The following is a 2,504-nucleotide window of genomic DNA, read 5'->3' on the forward strand; positions in this document are numbered from 1 at the left end:
CGTCACGATCTATTTTACTAAAGTAGTAGGTTGATTGAGCAAAAGTGTAAAATCTTATCGAGCAAAAAGTGTCAACTTTATTCTAGCGTTTACAAGCCGATTTCCTTTCAGGAACATCGGCTTTTATTCTGAATAGAAACAATATGATATCGTATTACAAATCTCAAGTTGTGAATAATTGTACTTAACGAATGGGGGCTTTTCTTCAATAACGATCTTCAACAATAGGGCGCGATTATGGAAGATTCGGCTCTCTAAATAAATGGTAGCTTTTCAAATAATAATATGCCATTTTTCTTGTGTGAAAAATCTCAAAAACGATTGTTTTTGAGATTTTTTATTTTGAACTAATTTTGAACGATTTAATAACCTTTTTAATGTTTCAAATCATTGCTCAAAATCTATATATCTATAACTACCGTTTATGATACAATTTTACATAGAGGTGAAAATTTTAAATGAGTTCATATGTTTATGGATATGCTCGAGTAAGCACTCGACAACAAGAATTAGCCCGACAACTTGATTTATTGAAAAAATATAATTGCAATGAAATACTAACTGAAAAAATGACAGGAACAAAAGCTAATCGCCCTGAACTAAATCGACTGAAGGATAAATTAAGACCGGGTGATACTGTAGTAGTTGAGAGTTTTTCGCGTTTAGGTAGAAGTACAAAAGATCTAATTGATTTAGTCAATTATTTTGAGGAACATGATATTAAATTAATCAGTTTAAAAGAAAATTTTGATACGTCAACACCACAAGGAAGATTAATGATGACGGTGTTTCAAGCGTTTAGCCAATTCGAACGTGACTTAATTGTAGAACGGACCAAAGAGGGATTAAAAAGCGCCAGAGCACGTGGAAGGCAAGGAGGCCGACCAAAAGTTAATTCAAAAGAGATTACAAAAGCAATTAATCTTTATCATACTGAACAATATAGTGTGAAAGAAATTGTTGAAATGACTGGAATAAGCAGAGCAACTCTTTATCGATATTTAAATAAGGGTAAAAGTCAGAAGGTATATAGTTAGTAGCTTAACTGATTGGAAGGAGCTGCTTACATGGAAAAGGAACTTCCTCCATTAACTTCGTATTCAGAAGATCAACGACAAAAGGCTAAGATTAAATACCGGTTAATTGCGCCATATCTTAACCACGAGAAAAGTTTGAAAACTATTGTCGAGGAATCAGGTATCTCAAAACGAACTCTTCAATATTGGATCAATAAGTATCATCAATCTGGATTAAAAGGATTGATTCGCAAGAATCGAACAGATTCAGGGAGCTTTAAAGTAGAAGATGCAGTGTTAGAAGAGATTAAGAAATTAATACTCAACTGCAAAGGAAATTCAGTTACGTCAATTCATCGGAAGATATGTGAGATATGCAAAGAGAAAAACTGGATACAACCGAGCTACTATCAAGTTTATGCTATTTCAAAGTCTCTTTCACCGGGACTGAAAAAACTCGCCTATGAAGGAAAAAAAGAATATCAAAACCATTTTGACTTAATTCACCGACGAGAAGCTAATTACCCAAATGAAATTTGGCAAGCCGATCATACACTATTGGATATTGTTGTATTAAATGAAAAAGGAAAACCAGAAAGACCTTGGCTGACAATTATTTTAGATGATTATAGTCGAGCTGTCGCTGGATATTTTTTAACATTTCAAGCTCCTTCTGCTATACAAACGTCTTTGGTCTTACACCAAGCAATATGGAAAAAAAGTAATCCCGATTGGCCGATATGTGGTATCCCTGAAAAATTTTATACAGACCATGGAAGTGACTTTACATCCAACCATTTAGAACAAGTAACAATTGATTTAAAAATAAATTTAATCTTCTCAACAGTTGGTGTTCCAAGAGGACGAGGAAAAATAGAAAGATTTTTTTTGACCGTTAATCAGTTGTTTCTTCAAGATTTACCCGGTTATTTAGGCAATCCAAATAGCACTTCACTTCTCACTTTTAAAGAACTAGATGAAAAGTTAGCAAACTTTATCATATATAACTATCATCATAGGGTTCATGGTACAACAAAAAAAGAACCGATACTTGCTTGGAATGACTCTGGATTTCTTCCTAATATGCCGGATAATTTGGAGAGTCTAGATTTATTATTATTAAATGTTGCAAAACCAAGAAAGGTTCACTCCGATGGTATTCATTTCCAAGGTTTAAGATATACGAATACAAATTTAGCTGCATACGTTGGTGAAACAGTCATTATTCGTTATGATCCAAGAGATATTGCAGAGGTCCGAGTGTTCTATCAAGATAAATACTTATGTACGGCTATTTCTCCTGAAATTTCTGATTATACTGTTGATTTAAAGGATATAGTCTCTGCACGAAATAAAATTAGAAATGAACTAAAAAAACAACTGAGTTCTAGAAAAATGTTTATGGCATCATAAAAATGTAGGTTATGGCATTTAATTTGTGCTGGCCCCTAGGGGCCTGCACAAATTAAAAATGGCCACTTGTCAACA

General features: G+C 33.4%; 2 protein-coding genes. Both read left to right on the forward strand.

Going from position 1 to position 2,504, the window contains the following annotated elements:
* Nucleotides 1-458: 458 nt before the first annotated feature.
* The gene (locus L634_RS0128380) at nt 459-1,037 is read left to right on the forward strand and encodes a recombinase family protein (protein ID WP_026585293.1); all 579 of its coding nucleotides are present in this window, start codon (nt 459-461) and stop codon (nt 1,035-1,037) included.
* A 30-nt stretch (nt 1,038-1,067) separates the two neighbouring features.
* The gene (locus L634_RS32010; protein ID WP_051428437.1) at nt 1,068-2,429 is read left to right on the forward strand and encodes a Mu transposase C-terminal domain-containing protein; all 1,362 of its coding nucleotides are present in this window, start codon (nt 1,068-1,070) and stop codon (nt 2,427-2,429) included.
* Nucleotides 2,430-2,504: the final 75 nt, after the last annotated feature.

The sequence above is a fragment of the Bacillus sp. J33 genome (assembly GCF_000518885.1).
Classification (GTDB): Bacteria; Bacillota; Bacilli; order Bacillales; family Cytobacillaceae; genus Cytobacillus.